The sequence below is a fragment of the Acidovorax facilis genome, from assembly GCF_050626955.1.
In the GTDB taxonomy this organism is placed as follows: domain Bacteria; phylum Pseudomonadota; class Gammaproteobacteria; order Burkholderiales; family Burkholderiaceae_C; genus Acidovorax; species Acidovorax facilis.
In genome coordinates this window covers 153,025-172,810 of record NZ_CP192460.1, presented here as the reverse complement: position 1 = coordinate 172,810, position 19,786 = coordinate 153,025, and the positions used below count along the sequence as shown (strand labels likewise).

Genomic DNA, 19,786 nt, shown 5'->3' with positions numbered 1-19,786 from the left:
GTCAGGACGGGCTCAGGGCCGGATGGATGGTCAATGGTGCATGGAAGGCCGGCGCTGCCGCATTGGTATCGGGCGCTGCCGTGGCCAGGCGCACGCCATGGCGTTCGCGCAGCGCGCTGGCGCAATTGTGCAACTCCTGCCGTTCGCGCCCGGCATCCCAGCCCAATGCCTGCCCGGCAATGCCGGCCATTTCGGCCAGCGCCGCGTCCGTGACGAGGCCACGGATGGCCAGCAGCGTGCGGCGGATCACCAGGTCGTCGAGGTGGATCACACCGGTTTCGGTGCACAGCCAGGCCACTTCCGCCACCGAGTAATCGGGGGCATGCTGCAGCGGCTCGTCACCCGCCACCTTGAAATGCTGGGCCATGCGCAAGGCCTGGGAGCCGTAGCGGCGCAGCAGCGCCTGGGCGCGGGCACGCGCCAGGCCAGCATCCTTGGCAATGCGGTCGATGAAGCGCTCGGTCGCCTGCGCGCCCTGTGGCATGTCGGTGCCGCCGCCAATGGGCAACTGCCGGGTCGAGGCGGTGCGCGCTCGCCCCAGCAGGCGCAGCACCTCGTCGGTGGCCTCCTCGGCCAGCGCGCGGAAGGTGGTCCATTTGCCACCCACCAACCCCACCACCGGGATGTCGCGCGATGGCGAGGGTGCGTCGATCACCACCGAATGGTCGCGCGAGATCTGCCCTGGTTTGTCGGCGTCCGAGCGTGCCAGCGGCCGCACGCCCACATAGGTGTAGACCACGTCGCGGCGGCCGAAGGCCAGGTTGGGGAACACCTCGCCCAGCACGTCCAGCAGGTAGTCCACCTCGGCCGGCTCGGTGGCGATCTGGTCGGGGTCGTCCACCGGGATGTCGGTGGAGCCCACCAGCACCCGATCCAGAAACGGGTAGACGATGCATACGCGCCCGTCCAGCGCCTCAAAGTAAGCCATGCGCCCGCCCAGCGCGTCGCGCAGCAGGGGGTGGTCGAGCACCAGGTGCGAGCCCTTGGTGCCCATCACGCGCGGCCCCGCGCCGCCCAGCAACTCGGTGCTGCGGTCGAGCCAGGCGCCGCTGGCATTGACCACGGCATCGGCCGTCACCTGCACCACTTCGCCCGTGACTTCGTCGCGCAGCGTGAGGGTCTTGCCCGCACAACCCATCACACGGCAGTGGTTGCTGGCCGCCGAACGCGGCTGGTCGCGGCAGGCGTCGCGCACCAGCTCCAGCACCAGCCATTCGGGGTGGCTGATCCAGGCGTCGAAGAAGGTCGCCGTCCAGCGCACGGCCGCGCGAAATAGCAGGCGGTCCGCCGGCTGCACACGGCTGATGTGGTGGTTGGGCATCACGCGCTGGCGACGGCCCAGCAGGTCGTACAGGCGCAGCCCAGCGGCCACGGCGAGCAGGCCGCGCGTGCGCTGGGGCGGCGTGCGGCCCAGGAACTTGAGCGCGCTGCTCATCAGCCCGCCGAAGAAGCTTGACAGCGGCACCACGGTCTTGAGCGGCTGCACCAGGTGCGGCGCGTTGCGCAAGAGCAGGTTGCGCTCGCGCGTGGCCTCGGCCACCAGCGAGAAGCTGCCGCTTTCCAGGTAGCGCAGGCCGCCGTGGATCATGCGCGAAGGCGCGCTGCTGGCACCGGCGCTGAAGTCGCCCTTGTCGACGATGAGGCAGTCCACGCCCTGCAGCGAGAGGTCGCGGAACACGCCCACGCCGTTGATACCGGCGCCCACGATCACGGTGGAGAAATGGCGACCCGCCACGGCGGCCGGGCGCACGAATGGCAGGGGGGTGGAGGCGCTCATGGCAAGGCCTCCACGCGCTGCGGCGGGACGGGGGCCGCCGTCGCCGCAGGGGGCTGTGGCGCGCGCTCGGGCGCGTGGCCGGCCAGATGGCCGAAGACAGGGGACATGGTGGCGATCAGTTCGTTGAAGGAGGCGTTGAAATCCGCGTGGGCACGCGCCTGGCTGGCATCGGGCTCGACCGTGTCGCAGTTCGCGTGCAAGGGATGGGGGTCGATGCCCTGGGACCGGGCGGCATAGATCGCCGCGCCACGGGCACCGGTTTCGTCGTCTGCACAGCGCTCCACCGGGTGCCCCAGCAGGCCCGCCAGCAGGCGCACCAGGCGGGTATCGCTGGCGCCGCCGCCCAGCACGGTGGAAGCCGAGACCGGCAAGTCCCCCGCCGCCAGCCGCGCCGTGTGGCGTGCATGCAGGGCCGCCACCGCATCGACCACGGCACGCGCCATGTCGCCGCGCGTGTGGTGGCTCTTGAGGCCCACGAAGCCCGCCGTGACGCCGCCTCCGCCGTTCACGAAGGGCAAAAAGCGCAGTCCGCCGGCCCCCAGGGGCACGGACATCGCCAGGTCGACCACCGCACGCGCATCGGGCAAGCCCAGCACGCCGGCCAGCCAGGCGATGTTGGCCATCGACGAGGGGCTGTTCTCCATGTACAGGCGCCGGTCGCGGGAACCGTAGTTCACGGTGGACGCCACGTCTGGCAAGGGTTCGAGAACCGGCCCGATCACGGCATTCACGCACCAGGTGCCCAGCACCGACACCGCACGGCCCCGCTCTTCGGCTCGCACGGCCGTCATCGCGGCCAGCAGGTCGATGGCGCCCATGGCCACGGGAATGCCTGCGGGCAGGCCATGCGCGGATGCCGCCGATGACTGCAGCGTGCCGATAACCTCGCCACTGCGCACCAGTGGCCCGAAGGCCTGCGGCCCCAGGCCGGCGATGCCAGGGGCGGAAAAGGCCAGCGGCGACCAGTCACCACTGGCCACGGACAGCAGGCCTGCCGTGCTCGCGTCGCTGGCATCGGTGGCGATCTGGCCCGTGAGCAGAAAGCCCACGTAGTCCTTGGCGAACATCAGGCGCTGCAGCGCGCCGCTGCGCACGGCATCGCTGCCCAGCAGCTCGGCGGCAATCACGGTGGGCTGGCCGGGCCAGGGCTGGCAGCCGACGTCTGCCAGCAGCTGCGGCCCGTGGCTCGCGGCCAGGGACTGGGCGCGTGCGCCGGCGCGCTGGTCGGTCGAGGCCACGGCGCGCCCGCCTGCGAGTTCACCGCGCGCATCCAGCGCGTACAGGCCTGCGCCATGCCCCGTGCAGCCGATGGCGCGCACATCGGCCACGCGGCGGCCCAGTTGGTGGGCCACATCGCGCAGCACGGCGGACAGGGCCGAACGGAGCATGGGCTCGCCCACTTCGCAACCACCGCCTGGCAGGCGGTCGTGCTGCAGGGGCATGCGGGACAGGGCGACGGTGCGGCCGCTCGCGGCCTCCAGGGCCAGGGCTTTGAGGCTGCTCGACCCGAGGTCGATGCCGATCAGTAGTTGGGTCTTCATGTCATAACAGCTTCCACCGAACCAGCGGATATATCCAGTAGTGTTTCCCCTAACTATCTGGAGATTCGATCCACGCTTACATTCTACCTGTCATAACAACTGTCGTGACACCAAGCACCCCATCGCAGCCCTGGATAAAGCAGCATCCCATGCTGCACCGTTCAACAAGAGGAGACAAAAAATGAGGCGTAATTTCCTGAAGTCCGCAGCCGCCGCCGGTATCGGCTTGGCCGGCACCAGCGCATTCGCACAGCAGCCTGCAGCGGCCCCCGCCGCAGCGGGCGGCCTGCGCGGCAACCCCAGCGACGTCTACGTGATGAACGTTATGGTCTCGGGCGTGGAGTACTGGTTTCCGGTCTACGAAATGATGAAGCAGCTGGGCCGCACCCTGGGCGTGCGCACCCGCTACACCGGCACGCCGGAATACGACGTGAACAAGCAGCTGGCGTCGTTCGAGCAGGAGCTGGCCCGCAAGCCCGCCGGCATCCTGCTGCACCCCATGAACCCGGACCCGTTCATCGAACCCATCAACCGCGCCGCGGCGATGGGGATCCCGGTGGTCACCTTCGCAGCCGACTCGCCCAACTCCAAGCGCACGTCGTTCATCACCTCAGACAACGAGCGCGAAGGTGCGCAGGCGGCCGATGCGATCGCGGCATCGCTGAACGGCAAGGGCGAGTTCGCCGTGCTGGAGAACCCCGGCCAGGACAACCACGACCGCCGCATCGCCGCCTTCATCAACCGCATGAAGACCAAGCACCCCGGCATGAAGCTGGTGGGCCGCGCCGCGAGCAACCAGGACCCGAACAAGGCCTACCAGGCCGTGCAGAGCCTGGCGCAAGCCAACCCCAACCTGGGCGCGCTGTTCATGCCCGAAGCCAACTCGGCCCTGGGTGCGGCACAGGCCAAGGTGGAGACCAAGAAGAACATCAAGGTGATGTGCTGCGACGTGAACGCCAAGATCCTGGACATGATCAAGTCCGGCGACGTGTTCGGCGCCATCAACCCCAACCAGGGCATGCAGGGCTACATGGGCATGATGATGCTGTTCCTGGCCAAGAACCCCGGCCTCATCGACCCGATGAACGACGCCAAGCGCAACGGCACCAACCCCATGGCCGTGCCCTTCCTGGACAACGGCCTGGCCGTGGTCAGCAAGGCCAACGCCGACGACTTCTACTGGGACAAGTACCTCGCCCGCCGCGGCACCAAGGGCATCAGCGAGTGAGCACCACCACCATGGGCGCTCCCCTGCTCGCGCTGCGTGGCATCTGCAAGCGCTTCGGCGCTTCGCATGCGCTCTCGGGCGTGGACTTCTCGCTGCAGGCGGGCGAGATCCACGCTCTGTGCGGCGAGAACGGCGCGGGCAAGTCCACGCTGATGAACATCATCGATGGCATCCACCAGCCGGACGCGGGCGAGATCCTGCTCGACGGCCGCGTGGTGGCCATCGATGGTCCGGCCCAGGCCATGCGCCTGGGTATCGGCCTGGTGCACCAGGAAATCGCCCTGTGTGCCGATGCCACCGTGGCCGAGAACATTTTCATGCCCGAGATCAATGCCGGCCGGCAGGCCTGGATGGACTACGCCGGCCTGAACGCGCGCGCCGCCCAGGTGCTCAGGCGCCTGGGCCAGGACATCGACCCCGCCGCCTGCGTGGGGGACCTGCCCATCTCCAGCCAGCAGCTGATCGAGATCGCCAAGGCGCTCACGCTCGACTGCAAGGTGCTGATCCTCGACGAGCCGACCGCCGCCCTCACCGACAACGAGTCGGCCGCCCTCTTCCGGGTGCTGCACGACCTCAAGGACCAGGGCATAGCCATCATCTACATCAGCCACCGCATGGCCGAGATCTTTGCGCACTGCACGCGCGTGACCGTACTGCGCGATGGCCGCAACGTGCATTCGGGGCCGCTGGCCGAGCTCGATGCCGATGGCCTGGTGCGCCGCATGGTCGGGCGCGACCTGGGCAACTACTACCCGCCCAAGCAGAAGGACGCAGACCGCGGCGAGCATGTGCTCGAAGTGGGCGACCTGGCCGACGGCGAGCGCGTGCACGGCGTCTCGTTCACCGTGCAGCGCGGCGAGATCCTGGGCATCGCCGGGCTCATGGGCGCCGGGCGCAGCGAGCTGGCGCAGACGCTGTGCGGCCTGCGCCCCGCCACCGGCGGCAGCGTGCGCCTCAACGGCAAGCAGCTCGCCATCCGCAAATACAGCGATGCGCTGCGCGAAGGCATTGCCTACCTCAGCGAGGACCGCAAGGCCGCAGGCGTGTACCTGGACCTGCCGATCGCGCAGAACATCGCCTCCATGGCGCTGGCGCGCGTGAGCTCGCGCTTCGGCCTGCTACAGCGTGCGGCCGAGCACCGGCTGGCGCAGGAGCTGAGCGCGTGCCTGAAGCTCAAGTCCGACGGCGTGCAGATTGAGGTGGCCAGCCTCTCGGGCGGCAACCAGCAGAAGGTGGCCATCGCCAAGCTGCTGGCCACCAACCCCGCGGTGCTGCTGATGGACGAGCCCACGCGCGGCGTGGACGTGGGTGCCAAGTCGGAGATCCACCACATCCTGCGCGACCTGGCCGGCCAGGGCGTGGGCGTGGTGGTGATCTCCTCGGAGCTGCCCGAGATCATCGGGCTGTGCGACCGGGCCCTGGTGATCCGCGATGGCCGCGTCGCGGGCGAGGTGCAAGGCGAGGACATGACGGAAGAGGCCCTGCTGCGGCTGGCCTCGGGACTGGAACGACAACAAGAGGAGATGGTATGAATCACCCCGCACAACTGGATGCCGGCAGCGTGGCCGGCCTGCAGCCCCTGCGCGAGAAACCCCAGGGAGGGCCCGGCAAGCCGGGCGGAACCAGGCTGACCAGCATGCGCGAGATGGGCCTTCTGGTCATCATCCTGGTGCTGTGCATCGGCATGAGCTTCGCCTCGCCCTACTTCCTGACCTGGGACAACATCCGCGCCATGCTGCTCTCGTTTTCCATCGAGGGCATCGTGGTGGTGGGGATGACCATCCTGCTCATCGTGGGCGGCATCGACCTGTCGGTGGGTTCGGTGGTGTGCTTTGCGATGGTGGTCACGGGCAAGCTGTTCCTGATGGGGTTCGACCCCTGGACGGCCGGGCTCATCGCGATCGCTGCCAGCGCCCTCATCGGGGCCATGATCGGCGGCTGCGTGGTGCGCATCGGGCTCAACCACTTCATCGCCTCGCTGGCTTTCATGGTCATCGTGCGCGGCCTGTGCCTGGCGCTCACCCAGGGCACGCCGCAGTCGCTGTTCTCGCTGCCGGCCTCGTTCAAGTTCATCGGCCAGGGCACGCTGTTAGGCATTCCGGCGGTGATCCTGATCTTCCTTTTCATCGTGGTGGTCAGCGACTTCGTGCTGCGCCGAGCCAGCCTGCTGCGCCGCGTGTTCTACACCGGCAGCAACGAGAAGGCGGCGCTGTACTCGGGCATCCGCGTGGGCCACGTGAAGTTCTGGGTCACGGTGCTGTGCGCGGCCTCGGCCGGCCTGGCCGGGGTGATCTACACCGCGCGCTTCGGCGCAGCCACGCCGACCTTCGGCGTGGGCATGGAACTCAACGTGATTGCCGCAGCCGTGATCGGCGGCGCTAGCCTCAAGGGCGGCTCGGGCACGGTGCTCGGTGCCGTGCTGGGCCTGGCCCTGCTCTCGGTGGTGACCAGCTCGCTGATCCTGCTGGACGTGTCGCCGTACTGGCAGGACGTTATCAAGGGCCTGATCCTGCTAGCCGCCGTGACCATCGACCACCTCATGAACACCCGAAAGACCAAGCGATGAATGCCGTGATGATGAACGCAGCGATGAAGACCACCACCCTGGGCCCTTCGAGCATCCAGTGCTCGGCCATCGGCCTCGGTACCTGGGCCATGGGCGGCTGGATGTGGGGCGGCCAGGACAGTGCCGCCGCCACCGAAGCCATTGCCGCCTCGCTCGATGCCGGGGTCACGCTGATCGACACCGCGCCGGCTTATGGCCTGGGCGCCTCCGAGCAGCTCGTCGGCGCGGCGCTCAAGGGCCGCCGCCACGAGGCGGTGATCGCCACCAAGTGCGGCCTGGTCTGGCATACGCAGCAGGGCACGCACTTCTTCGACGAGGATGGCCACCCCGTGCACCGGCACCTGGGCCGCGCATCGATCTTCCACGAGGCCGAGGAGAGCCTGAAACGCCTGCAGACGGACTACATCGACCTGTACATCACCCATTGGCAGGACAGCACCACGCCGGTCGAAGAGACCATGGACGCCCTGCTCGACCTCAAGAAGCAGGGCAAGATCCGCGCCATCGGCGTGAGCAACGTGGATGCGCCGACCCTGGCCGAGTACCTGCGCCATGGCCCCGTGGATGCCGCGCAGGAGCGCTACAGCCTGATCGACCGCGAGATCGAGCAGACCCTGCTGCCGCTGTGCGGCCGCAACAATGTCGCCATCCTGGGGTATTCCTCGCTGGCGCTGGGCCTGCTGGCCGGCCCCATCGACCCGGCTCGCCAGTTCACGGGCGATGACCAGCGCGCCAGCAATCCGCGCTTCAGCGCGGCCAACCGCGCCCGGCTCAAGGCCTTCTTCGACGAGCTGGAGCCCCTGCGCCGGCAGTTCGGCTGCTCGTTTGGCCAGTTGATGATTGCCTGGACGCTGGCCAATGGCAGCGTGTCGGTGGCGCTGTGCGGTGCGCGCACGCGGGCGCAGGCCACCGAGAACGCGACCGCCGGTGCACTGGAGCTGCCCGAGGAGGCCGTGCAGCGCATCGACGACGCCGTAAGCGCCCACCTGAAGGCCCTGGCCTGACCCGTATCCATCCCCCAACCCAAGGACTTCTTCGTATGTCGAAAGACAAGACCGCACGCCTGAACCGCCTGCTCACCAACGGCCGCTGCCTGGACATCGCGCTCGACCATGGCGTGTGCAACGAGCCCAGCTTCCTCAACGGCCTGGAAGACATGCCCCAGGTGATGGACAAGCTCGTGGCCGCCGCGCCCGATGCCATCCAGCTCAACTACGGACAGGCCGACCTGCTGCAGGACCGCCCGGGCCGCAACAAGCCGGCGCTGGTGATGCGCATCGACATGGGCAACCCCTACAACGCCACCGCCCACCGCGTGATGTGGGCCCTGCTGCAGAACGAGCACGACCCGGTGCTGCCGGCCGTGCAGCGCGATGCAGCCTGCGTGGTGGTCAACCTGTTCATGCTGCCCAATGAACCCGACCTGTTCCGCCAGTGCGTGCAGAACATCGCGCGCGTGCGCGCCGACTGCGACCGCTACGGCATGCCGCTGATGATCGAGCCGCTGGTGATGCGCCCGCACAGCGACCAGGGCGGCTACATGGTCGACGGCGACGCAGAGAAGATCGTCACCCTGGTGCGCCTGGCGCGCGAGATGGGCGCCGACATCGTGAAGGCCGACCCGACCACCGACCCCGCCGAATTCCACCGCGTAGTGCAGGCCGCGCGCTGTCCGGTGCTGGTGCGCGGCGGCGGCCGCGAGGACCTGCAACAGGTGTTCGCGCGCTCGCGCGTGCTGCTGGACCAGGGGGCCGTGGGCATGGTCTACGGCCGCAACGTGTACCAGCACGCGAAACCATCGGCCGTGGTCGATGCGCTGATGGCCATGATCCACCGCGGCGCCAGCGCGGCCGCCGCCTGGGACATCTACAGCACGGGAACGCACGCATCCTGACGCAGCGAAAGCACCACGCGCAGGAGGCTGCGCGCTGAAGAGAACAGAAAAGAAAAACAGAGAGGGAGCCCAGGAGAAAGAGCCCTGCGGCCGGTGGGGGTGATGCCACCGGCCGGCGTGCCTGCGCGCGCCTTCGAAAGGCTGTCGGAAAGATCGAGGAAGAAGGTTCACCAAGAACCACACACAGGAGACGACGATGAAAATCCGGTATTACCTGATGGCACTGCTGTTGCCGTTCGCCACCTTGCTCACGCATGCGGCGATCACGGGGGTCAACCCCATGACCACCCTCACCACCATGGCGGCTGCGGTCACACAGGCCGCCGAGGTTCCGCTGCCGCTGCAGGGGCCGGGCCTGGGCAATCTCACCTACACCTCGACCGAGCTGTTCAAGCCGGTCTCCATGATCACCCGCGCCTCGGGCGACGTGCCGGCCACCTACCCCGGCCGCAAGGACTACGGGCTGAACGTGGGCATCATGCTCAACGGCTATTTCCTGACCTCCTTCGCACCCGACAGCGGCTTAGGCCCCGGCGGATTTTTGCTCTACGACGTGTCCAACCCGCGCGCCATCGTGCTCGTCAAGAAGATCTACGAGCCCGAGGGCCGTACAAAGGAGTTCCGCGAGGCGCACGCCTTCGGCACGGCCAAGATCAATGGTCGCCAGTACGTGGTGGTGCCCAGCATCAAGGGCATCGAGTTCTGGGACTTCACCGACATCAACAACATCCAGCAGGTCAAGAAGCTGGCGCTGCCCACCGTCAATGGCGGCGACTACGCCAACGTGGCCTGGCAGCTGTGGTGGCAGGCCCCTTACGTCTACGTGGCCTCGGCCAACGACGGCGTCTACATCGTCGATGCCAGCGACCCGGCCAACGCCGTGATCGCAAATCGCGGTGCGGGCAAACCCAACCCCGTGCCCACCGGCGAGCTCGGGGGCTTTCGCGTCGGGCCCATCTTCACCATGGGCAACCACATGGTGCTGACCTCGATGGACAACACCGATGGTTTTGCGAGCCTGGACATCTCCGACCCGCTCAACCCCAAGGTGCTGGACAACGTGGGCTCCAACCCCAACTACTACGCCACCTGCTTCGACGGCAAGAATCTGCATGCTTCGGCGCGCGGTGGCGGCGCCAAGATGTACAGCTACGACCTGTCCGACCGCACGCAGTTCGTGGTGGAGGACAACCGCCTGGTCATCGACGAGCAGCTGTACTGCGGCATGCAGGACCACTACGTGTTCCAGGGCGCGCAGTTCAAGGTGCACAAGGTGGACGTGAGCAACCCACTCAACCATGTCGAGGTGGGCCAGGGCAGCCTGTTCGCCACCAACGACCCCGAGTACTCGCACTCCGACCACGGCCAGGTGGCGCCCATGGGCAACCTGCTGTTCATCGGCAACGACCACGGCTCGGGCAGCGGCTTCATCGTGCACGAGACAACACGCGACACCACACCGCCTGCGGTCAAGCAAACATCGCCCACCCAAGGCGCCAAGCAGCAGGCGCTGACCTCGCGCATCGGCGTAGGTCTGACGGACAGCATCCTGCCCGAGAGCGTGAACGCGAGCACCTTCATCGTGCGCCCTGTCAATGGCAACACTCTGCAAGGTACCTACAGCGTGCAACTGGGCATCATCAATTTCCACCCCGCGCAACCCCTGGCAGCAGGCACCACCTATGAAATCCTGCTCCCCGCAGGCGGCGTGAAAGACTATGCAGGCAATGCCATCGCCAGTCAGTACCGTTCCGTGTTCCACACCGGCAACGCCACCGACATCAGCCTGATGAACCACTGGCCTCTGACCAGCGGGCTTGCCGATGAGATCAGCGCCAACAATGGCACGGCCTCGGCAGCCGACCAGTTCGGCAGCATCGGCCTGAATTTTGCGCAGCGCACCGGCGGCGTGCAGCTCAAGAACGATGGTGTGGCCACCGCCCTGGGTGGCACAGCCTCGCTGGCGTTCTACATGAAGACCACGCAGAACGGTTCGGCCACCGCCTGGACTGCGCCCGGCATCTTCGGGCGCGACCAGTCCGGCGGCGCGGACGACGTGTTCTGGGGCTGGATCGACAACACCGGCCGCATGAACCTCTCGGTGGGCAACGCGGCGGGCAACAACCCCGGCACCCGCTCCACTGCTGCGGTGAACGATGGCAACTGGCACCACGTGGTGATGACGCGCGACGCGGCCTCAGGCGCACAGACGCTGTACATCGACGGCGCCAAGACCAGCTCGACAGGCCTCACCGGCACCAAGGGCCTGTCCAACAAGTTCGCGCTGCTCGGGCAGATCCAGGGCAACGCCGACTTCTTCCGCGGAAGCCTGGCCGATGTGCGCATCTACGGGCGTGTTCTCAGCGATGCCGATGTCGCGCAGCTGCGCTCGCAGGCCATCATAGGCGATGCGGGCGTGAGCGGCGGGCCGCAGCTGGTGAACGGGCAGATGAACTTCGCCCCCACCCGGCTGGGCGGTGGCACGGGCGTCACCTACCGCTGGAACTTCGGCAACGGCACGCAGACCGCCTTCTCGTCCCAGGCCAACACCACCTACAGCTACAACCGCCCCGGCCACTACACCGTGACCCTGACGGTGCGCGACGCAGCGGGCCTGGAGACCTTCTACACCTACAACGTGACGGTGACCTTCCCGACCACGGCCACGGCACCCACGCATTCAAGCAACATCGTCGGCGACGCCAACAGCATCTACACGGTGAACCCGGACAGCGGCACGGTCGCGGCCATCGACGCCACGGCCCTGACCAAGCGCTGGGAAACCCGCGTGGGCGACGAGCCCAAGACCTTGGCACGCGGGCCGGACGGCCGTCTCTGGGTCACCGTGCAGGGCGAGGACAAGCTCGTGGCCTTGAACCCAGCCGATGGCAGCATCTCCGCGACCATTGCGCTGGCCTATGGCAGCGGCCCCTATGGCGTGGCGTTCACCCCCAACGGCGGCAAGGGACTGCTCTCGCTGGAAAGCAAATCTACCCTGCTCACCTTCGATCCGGCCAACGGCAGCATCACGGGAACACTGGCGCTCGAAGGCGACCTGCGCGGCATTGCAGTGGCGGCAGACTCTCAAACTGCCTACATCACACGCTTCAAGTCGACGATGACGGGCGGCCAGTTGCACAAGGTGAATCTCAATGGCATGCAACTGCTGTCCACCATCGCTCTGCCTGTGGACACGACTACAGTGGACACCGAGAACAGCGCGCGCGGCGTGGCCAACTACCTGAGCCAGGTGGTGATCTCGCCCGATGGCTCGCGCGCAGTGCTGCCGGGCAAGAAGGACAACATTGTGCGCGGGCGCTTCCGCGACGGCAACGACCTGCTGCACGACCAGACGGTGCGCTCCATCCTCTCGCAGGTGGATCTGACCCAGGCCACGCACCTGCTGCCAGAGCAGATCGACTTCGACGACCGGGCCCCCGCGCGCGCCGCCCTCTTCTCCCCTGCGGGCGACTACCTGTTCGTCGCGCAGATGGAGGGTAACAACATCGCCATCGTCGATGCCTACACCCGCGCTGTGCGCGGCGAGATAAAGGCCAGCAGCGCGCCGCACGGCCTGTACCTGGACGCCACACGCAAGCGATTGTTCGTGAACAACTTCCTCGCGCGCTCGGTCACCGTGCACGATGTGGCTGACGTGCTGGCCTCGCGCAGCGCGGCAGCCGTGTTCCTGCAGAACATCGCCACGGTGGCGCAGGAGCCCATGGCAGCGGCCGCTCTGCGCGGCAAGCTGGTGTTTTATAACGCCGCCGACCGGCGCATGAGCAAGGACAACTACATGTCTTGCGCGAGCTGCCACGCCGACGGTGGCGACGACGGCATGGTCTGGGATTTCACCCAACGCGGCGAGGGCCTGCGCCGCACCATAAGCCTGCAAGGCCGGCGCGGCACCGGCCACGGCAAGCTGCACTGGAGCGCCAACTTCGACGAGGTGCAGGACTTCGAGAACGACATGCGCAGCGCCTTCGGCGGCACCGGCTTCTTGAGCGACGCGGACTTTGCCGCGACCAGCGACCCACTGGGCACACCCAAGGCCGGCCGCAATGCGCAGCTCGATGACCTGGCCGCCTACCTGGCATCGCTCAACAAGTACCTGCGCAGCCCGGCGCGCGCCGCCGATGGCAGCCTCACGGTGGAGGCTGCGCGCGGGCAGACCCTGTTCGCAAACGCCAACTGCGCCAGTTGCCATGCGGGCGGGACTTTCCAGGATGGACTTCGGCACGATGTGGGCAGCATCCAGCCCTCGTCCGGCAAAGGGGCTAACCAGCCACTGCCCGGTGTGGGCTTTGACACGCCCACCCTGCTGGGCAGCTGGACGGCCAAGTCCTACCTCCACAACGGGCAGAAGGCCAGCGTGCTGGATGTGATCACCGATGGGCACGGCAACGCCGCCGGCTTGCCCGCCGCCGACCAGCAGGCACTGGCTGCCTACGTGCGTTCGCTGGACGCCACGGCCGAGTACACCACCCGCCTGCGCTCCAACCACAGCAACCTGTGCGTCAACATCCGTGGGGCCTCGGCCAATGCTGGTGCAGTGGCCATCCAATGGCCCTGCGGCACGGCCAACAACGAAACCTTCACGGTGCGCAGCGGGGCAGGCGGCTATGTGCAGTTGGTGGCGCGGCACAGCAACCTGTGTCTGGCGCAGGACAGCGCCGCAGCGAGCGGCGCCAGCGTGGTGCAGCTGGCCTGCAGCGCGGGCAACACGGCGCAGTGGTCGCTAGTGAGCTCTACTCTACGCAACCGCGCCTCAGGCGCTTGCCTGGACGTGCCCAACAATGCGACGGCGCAGGACACTCCCCTTCTGACCTGGACCTGCAACGGCGGCAACAACCAGAACTGGGTTCAATTGCCCTAACCAATCATTGCGCCAGGGACCATGCAACAGCTGTGGAGAGGCAAATAGCAACGCTGCGTGGAACCCGGGCGCTCGCGACGGGCTGTTTTCAGCATCTTGATCGTGAGAATCAACTCTGTACCCTGAAAATCAAAACAGCAAAGATGCCGAGTTCTGGTGCGTATGGTTTCCAAATGGCAAAGGTTGCTTGGGAGTTGGGGAGTTGCTTCAGGCGGATGGTGACCGATGTGATTCAGGTCTGGCTGGGTGTGTTGAATCACCCGACACAGGGGCTGGAGCAGGCGGAGCCCATTTTTAGGAGGGCGCTACGGCCCCTGTTTAGAAGCGACTTTCACGCACATCGCGAAACACAGGATGGACCCAACGATCGTTTTGCAGCGATTGCAGTCAGTGGAAGTGGCACACCGAATTCACGGTGTTAGCCCATAGCAGTCGTTGCCGATCTCTCTCCTAGTTGGGCAGGTGACCATCCGCCCGCACTCTCCAGGAGCGAAGCTGCAGCCCGATCTACCATCCTCTGAATACGTTGCCTTACTACTAACCACAGCAACGAGTTGATGTTGCAGCGTCCAGCGCTCGCTTAGCCTCTAGCGCGGAATCACTGAGGCTCAAGTCCTTGAGAATTGTGCATTTCGGTGCCGGACCCCCAACACACTGAGCAGTGCAGGCAGTCACAAACTTGCTCAGGCTGCGCTCTAGCGCCAGCAGTTCGGCCAGTTTGTCGCGCACGGTATCAAGGTGCACCTGCGCGATTTCCCTGGCCTCCACGCAGTCCGTATCGTCGCTGGATGCGAGGTTTACCAAGGCTCTGGTGTCCTCGACGGAAAAACCAAAGTCACGGCAATGTCGGATTAGCGTTAGCAGTTCCTGAGCGTCTGCGCCGTACACCCGGTGGCCGCTAGGGCGACGCATCGCTTCGGGGATCAGGCCGACTTCCTCGTAGTACCGGATCGCGGAAACATTTAGCCCGGTGCGCTCCGCCAGCGCCCCGATGGTCAATTGCGCGGAAGGGGTATTCATCGAAAGTCCTTGCATCTCAAGCCGCTTGAGGTTCTAGAGTCAGTCTATCTGAACTGCTCTCGCAAAGGAATCGCAATGAAGAAGCCTCTTCTGACCACCATCGGCCTGGCGGGCGCGTGTGCGGCATGCTGTGCCGTTCCCCTGCTCGTACCCATCATCTCGGGTCTGTCAGTGGCTGGCGTCGTCGGTCTGGATTGGGAACGATTGACCTCGAGCCGCGAATACATGGCTCCAGTGCTAGGTGTCGCCGCCGCGTTTGCAGTGGCGCTCGGGCTTTGGCTCTTCCGGCGGCAGCGCACTGGAAAGGCTTGCGCCCCTGACGTGATCTCCCCGAGCAACGCGCTCCAAGCTTCCGGCTCATGCGGCTGCAGCGGCACGCCGAAGGCCTCGACAGGCGAGACCCGGTGATGACAAGCGCATCTAACGGTCTCCTTGCCTGCACGCTGAACACAGACAGCCTCACGGCCAGGCTTGCACGCATTTCCCTCTTGGCTGAACGCTACTTGTTGTCCGAGCGGCAAGACGGGCCCACCCTTCGGCTGCGATACGCGCCAAAGGCAGCGGCCGAACTCCGGGACATCGTGGCGCAGGAAAGCCAGTGCTGCCCGTTCCTCACCTTCGACCTGAACGAAGCAGCTGCCCACGTAGAACTTGCAATCACCGCACCGCAGGCTTCAGCCGACTCCGCCGCCTTGCTCCACAAGCATTTCAGGGGTGCAGCGTCTTTAGCCCCGGCCAGAGGCTGCGCCGGAAGCGGGTGCGGTTGCGCCGCGTAGTCGTCTTGTACCCCCTCACTCCCATGACTCAATTTCGACACGTGATGCTCTGGCTCTTGCTGCTGGCGGGCATGCCAATTGCCGCTGCAGCGAAGGCCGTGGTGACCACGCCGCAGGTGCGCGCGCAATTGGTGGTGCATGCACCTGACGGGCTGCGCGCAGGCAAGGCGGCCTGGGCCGGGTTGCTCATCGAGCACCAGCGTGAATGGCACACCTACTGGAAGAACTCGGGAGACTCCGGCCTTCCCACGCAGCTCACTTGGGAGACGGTCGGTGCCACTGCGGGCGACATTCAATGGCCGACGCCGAAGCGCATGGTCATCGGTTCGTTGGCCAACTATGGATACGACGGCACCTTGCTGCTGCCCGTACCGTTAGCAATCACGGACGACGCAGCCAGTTCAACAGCTAAGCTGAAGCTCAAAGCCGATTGGCTGGTGTGCAAACAAGAGTGCATCCCGCAATCAGGTGAGTTTGAATTGCTGGTTCCCACCAATGCACCGTCCATTGGGCATGCCACTCAGTTCGCCAAAGCGCTCGCTTCCCAGCCGCAGCGGCTTGCGGGTGTTGAAGCACAAGGCCGGGTTGATGGCAATGTGTTGACCGTTACCACGCGCGGCATGCCTGCGAGTTGGACCGGCGATGTGGTCGAGTTTTTCCCCGAAGAGCCCGGTGTTGTTGAACCGGCAGGCTCCGTCGCCGTGTCGCATCAAGGCAGCGATATCGTGTTGCGCGTGCCGCTGTCCGGGCAGCGCAGCGAAAGTCCGCAGACCATGAACGCCGTTCTCACGCGGCCGGGCAACGTAGCCGGCATAGCCATCAACTTCGCCGTCTCCGGCTGGAGCGACACTGGCTCGGCAAATGCGACGCCCCCCGCGCTGGAACAAGCCGTACCCGATGCACCGGCAGGGCTGCCGGTGGCGCTGGCGCTGGCCTTCGGCGGAGGACTACTGCTCAACCTGATGCCATGCGTGTTTCCCATCTTGTCGCTCAAGGTGCTGTCTTTCGCGCAGCATGCCGATGACCGGAAGGCGCTGATCGCAGGTGGCCTGGCCTACACGGTGGGTGTTGTCCTGTCGTTCGTCGCGCTGGCAGGCTTGCTTCTGGCACTGCGCGCTGGCGGCGAAGCGTTGGGCTGGGGGTTCCAGCTTCAGTCGCCCTGGGTCGTGGCGGCACTGGCGGTCTTGTTCACCCTCATCGCGCTCAACCTGCTGGGCGTGTTTGAGTTCGGGTCGTTCCTCCCTGGTGGGGTGGCATTGATGCGGGCGCGTAGTCCTCTACTGGACCATGGATTGACTGGGGTGTTGGCTGTCGGCGTGGCCTCACCCTGCACCGCGCCGTTCATGGGTGTGGCGCTGGGGGCCGCACTCACCATGCCATTGCCACAAGCACTTGCGGTATTCGCATCCCTGGGCCTTGGCATGGCCGCGCCGTACCTGCTGGCCAGTGCATGGCCGGGGCTATCCCAGCTGCTGCCGCGTCCCGGCGCATGGATGGTCCGGTTCAAGGTGCTTATGGCCTTCCCGATGTTTTCCACCGTCGTGTGGCTAGTCTGGGTGCTGGCTCAGCAAGTGGGCGTGGACGGCGCGGCGGCGCTGCTTGCATTACTGGTTGCAGTGGCATTTGGAGCTTGGACCTATGGGCTGAACGGCGTCAGTGCCCGCAGCGCGGTTTTGTACAAGCTTGCAGGCGGATTGATGGTCGCTGCGGCCGTAGTGTTGGCCTGGCCTTTCATGGGCACCAAACCAGAGCCAATGGCGTCTAGCAGTGCGATCAAAGCCGCATCCGCCTGGCAGGAGTGGACGCCGCAGGCAGTCGCCGAGGCACGTGCTGCCGGACAACCGGTGTTCGTGGACTTCACAGCAGCCTGGTGCGTCACCTGCCAGGTCAACAAACGGACGACGCTGAACGATGCAGCCCTGCAGGCAGAGCTTGGCAGCAAAGGCGTGCGGCTTTTGCGTGCCGATTGGACGAACCGCGATCCGGTTATCACTCAAGAGCTGGCTCGACTGGGCCGCAGCGGCGTGCCCGTCTATGCCTTGTACAGCCCTGGCGCAGCGCAGGCCAGCCTGCTCCCCGAAATTCTGACCATTACCAAAGTTCGCGAGGCCACAGCGCATTGGCCTGTCGTGTCCCCCATCACCAAGGAGTCCCTATGAAGCACCTCATCACCACTACCGCCATTCTTCTGGCGTTTTCCGCAATCCCTGCCGCCCACGCCCAGGCTGTCGTCGGGCAAGCTGCCCCAGCCTTCCAGACGGTGGATGTGCAGGGCAAACCGGTGCGGCTGGCTGACTTCGCCGGCAAGCATGTTGTTCTGGAATGGTTTAACCCGAGCTGCCCTTTCGTGCAAAAGCACTACAACAGCGGCAACATGCCAGCCACACAAAAGGCCGCCATGTCCAAGGGGGTCGTTTGGATATCCATCAACTCTGACGCGAGGGAGCCCGGAGACAAAAAAGCAGAAACAGGGCACCCCAAGTGGCTGAACGACAAAGGAGCATCGCCAACGGCGGTAGTGCTTGACGGCGCGGGCACGCTCGGCAAGAGCTACGGAGCCCGCGCAACGCCTCACATGTTCGTGATTGATCCGCAGGGCAAGGTGATCTATGCAGGCGCAATCGACAGCAAGGCCAGCACGAACCCGGACGACATCAAAACGGCCACCAACTATGTATCCCAGGCACTGGATGAATCGATGGCAGGCAAGTCTGTGAGCAAACCGAAGTCACAGGCCTATGGTTGCAGCATTCACTATGGGTGGGGTGATAAGGTAAAGAATCTGTTCATCCCGGCGGGGTAACCTTCGCTACATCACTGACACACCAAGAGCCCTGGCAAATGCAACACGTGAGAGACACGCTGGAACGGCAGCAGATTTGGATTTACTTCGGGACGGTTGTTGTTGCCGGCGTTGTAGCGTTGAGTGTTTCTGGAACAGGGGCGTTGGAACGTGCGATCAATCCGGCCCTGGCCGTGATGTTGTATGTGACGTTTCTTCAGGTTCCTATGGCGGAACTCAAGCGCGCATTTGGCCAAGTTAGGTTTTTGGGGAGCCTACTGGTTGCCAACTTTGTGCTCATCCCATTGCTGGTTGGGCTACTCATCCAACTTCTGCCGGCCGATCCTATGCTTCGGCTAGGCGTACTGCTGGTGCTGCTGACGCCTTGCATCGACTACGTGGTCACGTTTGCTCATCTTGGCCGGGCGGATGCGCGATTGCTACTGGCAGCGACACCTGTTCTGCTGATCGCGCAAATGGTGTTGCTGCCCGGATACCTGCGCGTTTTTCTGGGTGAGGACGCGGCACGCTTAGTTCAGGCTGGGCCCTTCATTGACGCGTTCGTCTGGCTTATTGCCGTGCCTTTGGTTCTGGCTGCAGCAACGCAGTTCTGGGCAGCCAAGAGCAAGCTCGGTTCACGCATTTCCACGGCACTCGGCTTGTTGCCGGTGCCCGCGACCGCCCTTGTGTTGTTTGTGGTGGTTGCCGCGGTGGTCCCCCAGTTAGGCCCCGCAATCGGCGCGGCGCTGCGGGTGGTTCCGGTCTACATCGCGTTTGCCGTACTGGCCCCGTTGCTCGGTTGGTCGGTAGCGCAGCTGTTCAGGTTGGAAGCGCCAGCGAGGCGCTCGGTTGCGTTCAGTGCCAGCACTCGGAACTCGCTCGTGGTACTGCCACTTGCTCTGGCGGTGCCTGGTGCGGTACCCATCCTGCCGGCAGTCATCGTCACGCAGACTTTGGTGGAGCTGTTGGCTGAACTGGTCTATGTGCGGTGGATGCCAAAGCTGGGGCAGCAATAGCAACCGAGAGGCAATCTCTTCGGTGTGCGGGGAAATGAACGTTGGGTTGATGCAGCGCATGCGTCATGCGCTCGAGGCATCAAGGTCCGGTTCCGGCCTTAGCGGTCAGTTAACCGCAAAGTTTGAGCGACTGCAACCAGCCTGAAGCGGTCCAAGCCTGTGGTCCCTCACCCATGGGTTTACGACTTTATTTCCAAAACGCACTTCGCGCCAAACCCGCATGGATGCGAGAGCGTGGTTTACGACTTTATTTGCGGGTTTACGACTTTAATTACCAGGAATAATTAAGGACCTTATTCGACTAATGTTT

13 protein-coding genes are annotated in these 19,786 nt (G+C 65.4%); 10 read left to right on the top strand and 3 right to left on the bottom strand.

Going from position 1 to position 19,786, the window contains the following annotated elements:
• Position 1 precedes the first annotated feature (1 nt).
• Positions 2–1,777 (bottom strand): glycerol-3-phosphate dehydrogenase/oxidase, encoded by a 1,776-nt coding sequence (locus ACQ4MJ_RS00790; RefSeq protein ID WP_431150756.1) that lies wholly within the window; start codon positions 1,775–1,777, stop codon positions 2–4.
• On the bottom strand, positions 1,774–3,318 hold the full coding sequence (locus ACQ4MJ_RS00785) for an FGGY family carbohydrate kinase (protein WP_431150757.1): 1,545 nt from the start codon (positions 3,316–3,318) through the stop codon (positions 1,774–1,776). The genes ACQ4MJ_RS00790 and ACQ4MJ_RS00785 overlap by 4 nt, the downstream gene beginning before the upstream one ends.
• A 181-nt stretch (positions 3,319–3,499) precedes the next feature.
• Here ACQ4MJ_RS00785 and ACQ4MJ_RS00780 point away from each other — a divergent pair, with 181 nt between their 5' ends.
• From ACQ4MJ_RS00780 to ACQ4MJ_RS00755, 6 genes are all read left to right on the top strand, one after another.
• Complete coding sequence (locus tag ACQ4MJ_RS00780; RefSeq protein ID WP_007854385.1) at positions 3,500–4,546, top strand: substrate-binding domain-containing protein; 1,047 nt, start codon at positions 3,500–3,502, stop codon at positions 4,544–4,546.
• 11 nt (positions 4,547–4,557) lie between these two features.
• A complete protein-coding gene (locus ACQ4MJ_RS00775; RefSeq protein ID WP_431153130.1) occupies positions 4,558–6,078 on the top strand; it encodes a sugar ABC transporter ATP-binding protein in 1,521 nt (506 codons plus the stop codon).
• Positions 6,075–7,112: an ABC transporter permease gene (locus ACQ4MJ_RS00770; RefSeq protein WP_145697279.1), complete on the top strand. Its 1,038-nt coding sequence runs from the start codon at positions 6,075–6,077 to the stop codon at positions 7,110–7,112. Before ACQ4MJ_RS00775 ends, ACQ4MJ_RS00770 begins: the two co-directional genes overlap by 4 nt.
• Positions 7,109–8,116: an aldo/keto reductase gene (locus ACQ4MJ_RS00765; RefSeq protein ID WP_431150759.1), complete on the top strand. Its 1,008-nt coding sequence runs from the start codon at positions 7,109–7,111 to the stop codon at positions 8,114–8,116. Before ACQ4MJ_RS00770 ends, ACQ4MJ_RS00765 begins: the two co-directional genes overlap by 4 nt.
• Positions 8,117–8,151: 35 nt before the next feature.
• The gene (locus tag ACQ4MJ_RS00760) at positions 8,152–9,006 is read left to right on the top strand and encodes a class I fructose-bisphosphate aldolase (RefSeq protein ID WP_007854399.1); all 855 of its coding nucleotides are present in this window, start codon (positions 8,152–8,154) and stop codon (positions 9,004–9,006) included.
• 196 nt (positions 9,007–9,202) lie between these two features.
• Positions 9,203–13,882 (top strand): LamG-like jellyroll fold domain-containing protein, encoded by a 4,680-nt coding sequence (locus ACQ4MJ_RS00755; RefSeq protein ID WP_431150761.1) that lies wholly within the window; start codon positions 9,203–9,205, stop codon positions 13,880–13,882.
• A gap of 537 nt (positions 13,883–14,419) precedes the next feature.
• Here the strand turns inward: ACQ4MJ_RS00755 and ACQ4MJ_RS00750 are convergent.
• On the bottom strand, positions 14,420–14,902 hold the full coding sequence (locus ACQ4MJ_RS00750; RefSeq protein ID WP_431150762.1) for a MerR family transcriptional regulator: 483 nt from the start codon (positions 14,900–14,902) through the stop codon (positions 14,420–14,422).
• Between the two features lie 75 nt (positions 14,903–14,977).
• Between ACQ4MJ_RS00750 and ACQ4MJ_RS00745 the strand changes: the two genes are divergently transcribed.
• From ACQ4MJ_RS00745 to ACQ4MJ_RS00730, 4 genes are all read left to right on the top strand, one after another.
• Positions 14,978–15,310, top strand: a complete 333-nt coding sequence (locus tag ACQ4MJ_RS00745) for a hypothetical protein (protein WP_431150763.1) — start codon at positions 14,978–14,980, stop codon at positions 15,308–15,310.
• Between the two features lie 391 nt (positions 15,311–15,701).
• Positions 15,702–17,837 carry a protein-disulfide reductase DsbD family protein gene (locus tag ACQ4MJ_RS00740; RefSeq protein ID WP_431150764.1) on the top strand — a complete coding sequence of 712 codons (2,136 nt, stop codon included), beginning with the start codon at positions 15,702–15,704 and terminating at the stop codon, positions 17,835–17,837.
• On the top strand, positions 17,834–18,481 hold the full coding sequence (locus ACQ4MJ_RS00735; protein ID WP_431150766.1) for a redoxin family protein: 648 nt from the start codon (positions 17,834–17,836) through the stop codon (positions 18,479–18,481). The genes ACQ4MJ_RS00740 and ACQ4MJ_RS00735 overlap by 4 nt, the downstream gene beginning before the upstream one ends.
• A 38-nt stretch (positions 18,482–18,519) precedes the next feature.
• Positions 18,520–19,476 (top strand): arsenic resistance protein, encoded by a 957-nt coding sequence (locus ACQ4MJ_RS00730; RefSeq protein ID WP_431150767.1) that lies wholly within the window; start codon positions 18,520–18,522, stop codon positions 19,474–19,476.
• Positions 19,477–19,786 lie beyond the last annotated feature (310 nt).